We start from the raw sequence: 4,441 nt of genomic DNA, 5'->3' as shown, positions 1-4,441 counted from the left end.
TTCCACTTCTAACCTATCTACCTGATCATCTCTCAGGGCTCTTACTGATATAAAATCATGGGAAATCTCATCTTGAGGTGGGTTTCACACTTAGATGCTTTCAGCGTTTATCCCTTCCCTACATAGCTACCCAGCGATGCCTTTGGCAAGACAACTGGTACACCAGCGGTAAGTCCACTCTGGTCCTCTCGTACTAGGAGCAGATCCTCTCAAATTTCCTACGCCCGCGACGGATAGGGACCGAACTGTCTCACGACGTTCTGAACCCAGCTCGCGTGCCGCTTTAATGGGCGAACAGCCCAACCCTTGGGACCGACTACAGCCCCAGGATGCGACGAGCCGACATCGAGGTGCCAAACCTCCCCGTCGATGTGAACTCTTGGGGGAGATAAGCCTGTTATCCCCAGGGTAGCTTTTATCCGTTGAGCGATGGCCCTTCCATACGGAACCACCGGATCACTAAGCCCGACTTTCGTCCCTGCTCGAGTTGTAGCTCTCGCAGTCAAGCTCCCTTATACCTTTACACTCTGCGAATGATTTCCAACCATTCTGAGGGAACCTTTGGGCGCCTCCGTTACCTTTTAGGAGGCGACCGCCCCAGTCAAACTGCCCGTCAGACACTGTCTCCGATAGGGATAACCTATCCGGGTTAGAGTGGCCATAACACAAGGGTAGTATCCCAACAACGTCTCCTTCGAAACTGGCGTCCCGATCTCATAGACTCCTACCTATCCTGTACATGTGGTACAGACACTCAATATCAAACTGCAGTAAAGCTCCATGGGGTCTTTCCGTCCTGTCGCGGGTAACCTGCATCTTCACAGGTACTAAAATTTCACCGAGTCTCTCGTTGAGACAGTGCCCAAATCATTACGCCTTTCGTGCGGGTCGGAACTTACCCGACAAGGAATTTCGCTACCTTAGGACCGTTATAGTTACGGCCGCCGTTTACTGGGGCTTCAATTCATACCTTCGGATTACTCCTAAGCACTCCTCTTAACCTTCCAGCACCGGGCAGGCGTCACCCCCTATACATCATCTTACGATTTAGCAGAGAGCTGTGTTTTTGATAAACAGTTGCTTGGGCCTATTCACTGCGGCTGACCTAAAGTCAGCACCCCTTCTCCCGAAGTTACGGGGTCATTTTGCCGAGTTCCTTAACGAGAGTTCTCTCGCTCACCTGAGGCTACTCGCCTCGACTACCTGTGTCGGTTTGCGGTACGGGTAGAGTATGTTTAAACGCTAGAAGCTTTTCTTGGCAGTGTGACGTCACTAACTTCGCTACTAAACTTCGCTCCCCATCACAGCTCAATGTTATAGATATAAGCATTTGACTCATATCACACCTCACTGATTAGACAGACACTTCCATTCGTCTGCTTTAGTTAGCCTACTGCGTCCCTCCATCACTACATACTCTAGTACAGGAATATCAACCTGTTGTCCATCGGATACACCTTTCGGTCTCTCCTTAGGTCCCGACTAACCCAGGGCGGACGAGCCTTCCCCTGGAAACCTTAGTCTTACGGTGGACAGGATTCTCACCTGTCTTTCGCTACTCATACCGGCATTCTCACTTCTATGCGTTCCAGCACTCCTCACGGTATACCTTCTTCACACATAGAACGCTCTCCTACCATACCTATAAAGGTATCCACAGCTTCGGTAAATTGTTTTAGCCCCGGTACATTTTCGGCGCAGGGTCACTCGACTAGTGAGCTATTACGCACTCTTTGAATGAATAGCTGCTTCTAAGCTAACATCCTAGTTGTCTGTGCAACCCCACATCCTTTTCCACTTAACAATTATTTTGGGACCTTAGCTGGTGGTCTGGGCTGTTTCCCTTTCGACTACGGATCTTAGCACTCGCAGTCTGACTGCCGACCATAATTCATTGGCATTCGGAGTTTATCTGAGATTGGTAATCCGGGATGGACCCCTCACCCAAACAGTGCTCTACCTCCAAGAATCTTGATGTCGACGCTAGCCCTAAAGCTATTTCGGAGAGAACCAGCTATCTCCAAGTTCGTTTGGAATTTCTCCGCTACCCACAAGTCATCCAAGCACTTTTCAACGTGCCCTGGTTCGGTCCTCCAGTGCGTCTTACCGCACCTTCAACCTGCTCATGGGTAGGTCACATGGTTTCGGGTCTACGACATGATACTAAGGCGCCCTATTCAGACTCGGTTTCCCTGCGGCTCCGTCTCTTCAACTTAACCTCGCATCATATCGTAACTCGCCGGTTCATTCTACAAAAGGCACGCTCTCACCCATTAACGGGCTCGAACTTGTTGTAGGCACACGGTTTCAGGTTCTATTTCACTCCCCTCCCGGGGTGCTTTTCACCTTTCCCTCACGGTACTGGTTCACTATCGGTCACTAGGGAGTATTTAGGGTTGGGAGATGGTCCTCCCAGATTCCGACGGGATTTCTCGTGTCCCGCCGTACTCAGGATACTGCTAGGTACAAAGACTATTTTAAATACGAGGCTATTACTCTCTTTGGCTGATCTTCCCAAATCATTCTTCTATAGTCTTTGAGTCCACATTGCAGTCCTACAACCCCGAAGAGTAAACTCTTCGGTTTGCCCTCCTGCCGTTTCGCTCGCCGCTACTAAGGCAATCGCTTTTGCTTTCTCTTCCTGCAGCTACTTAGATGTTTCAGTTCACTGCGTCTTCCTCCTCACATCCTTAACAGATGCGGGTAACAGGTAGTACCTGTTGGGTTCCCCCATTCGGAAATCCCTGGATCATCGCTTACTTACAGCTACCCAAGGCATATCGTCGTTTGTCACGTCCTTCTTCGGCTCCTAGTGCCAAGGCATCCACCGTGCGCCCTTATTAACTTAACCTTATTTTTTGACCTTTCAGTCATAAACTCTTTTAATACTACAGCGTTTCGGTTTATTTTCTTGTTACTATTTGATATAGATATTCAATTTTCAATGTGCATTACTTGGTGATCTCTCACCAATGGAGCCTAGCGGGATCGAACCGCTGACCTCCTGCGTGCAAAGCAGGCGCTCTCCCAGCTGAGCTAAGGCCCCACAAGACCTCTCAAGACTAAACAAGACCAATGTGCAGTTCCTTATCCTTAGAAAGGAGGTGATCCAGCCGCACCTTCCGATACGGCTACCTTGTTACGACTTCACCCCAATCATCTATCCCACCTTAGGCGGCTGGCTCCTAAAAGGTTACCTCACCGACTTCGGGTGTTACAAACTCTCGTGGTGTGACGGGCGGTGTGTACAAGGCCCGGGAACGTATTCACCGCGGCGTGCTGATCCGCGATTACTAGCGATTCCGACTTCATGTAGGCGAGTTGCAGCCTACAATCCGAACTGAGACTGGCTTTAAGAGATTAGCTTGCCGTCACCGGCTTGCGACTCGTTGTACCAGCCATTGTAGCACGTGTGTAGCCCAGGTCATAAGGGGCATGATGATTTGACGTCATCCCCACCTTCCTCCGGTTTATTACCGGCAGTCTCGCTAGAGTGCCCAACTGAATGATGGCAACTAACAATAGGGGTTGCGCTCGTTGCGGGACTTAACCCAACATCTCACGACACGAGCTGACGACAACCATGCACCACCTGTCACCTCTGTCCCGAAGGAAAACTCTATCTCTAGAGCGGTCAGAGGGATGTCAAGACCTGGTAAGGTTCTTCGCGTTGCTTCGAATTAAACCACATGCTCCACCGCTTGTGCGGGCCCCCGTCAATTCCTTTGAGTTTCAACCTTGCGGTCGTACTCCCCAGGCGGAGTGCTTAATGCGTTAGCTGCGGCACTAAACCCCGGAAAGGGTCTAACACCTAGCACTCATCGTTTACGGCGTGGACTACCAGGGTATCTAATCCTGTTTGCTCCCCACGCTTTCGAGCCTCAGCGTCAGTTACAAGCCAGAGAGCCGCTTTCGCCACCGGTGTTCCTCCATATATCTACGCATTTCACCGCTACACATGGAATTCCACTCTCCCCTCTTGCACTCAAGTTAAACAGTTTCCAAAGCGTACTATGGTTAAGCCACAGCCTTTAACTTCAGACTTATCTAACCGCCTGCGCTCGCTTTACGCCCAATAAATCCGGACAACGCTCGGGACCTACGTATTACCGCGGCTGCTGGCACGTAGTTAGCCGTCCCTTTCTGGTAAGATACCGTCACAGTGTGAACTTTCCACTCTCACACTCGTTCTTCTCTTACAACAGAGCTTTACGATCCGAAAACCTTCTTCACTCACGCGGCGTTGCTCGGTCAGACTTCCGTCCATTGCCGAAGATTCCCTACTGCTGCCTCCCGTAGGAGTCTGGGCCGTGTCTCAGTCCCAGTGTGGCCGATCACCCTCTCAGGTCGGCTATGTATCGTTGCCTTGGTGAGCCGTTACCTCACCAACTAGCTAATACAACGCAGGTCCATCTGGTAGTGATGCAATTGCACCTTTTAA

The 4,441-nt window shown here is 50.5% G+C and carries 1 tRNA gene and 2 rRNA genes; all 3 read right to left on the bottom strand.

Annotation, left to right across the window (positions count from 1 at the left end):
• Nucleotides 1-2,851, bottom strand: a 23S ribosomal RNA gene (locus tag GMD4S_RS11470); the annotation flags it as partial.
• A gap of 122 nt (nt 2,852-2,973) precedes the next feature.
• Nucleotides 2,974-3,046 (bottom strand) — tRNA-Ala (locus GMD4S_RS11465).
• Between the two features lie 51 nt (nt 3,047-3,097).
• A 16S ribosomal RNA gene (locus tag GMD4S_RS11460) occupies nt 3,098-4,441 on the bottom strand; the annotation flags it as partial.

Source organism: Streptococcus sp. GMD4S, assembly GCF_000296955.1.
Note: the sequence above shows the minus strand (reverse complement) of the source record. Positions and strands in the feature narration are given on the sequence as shown.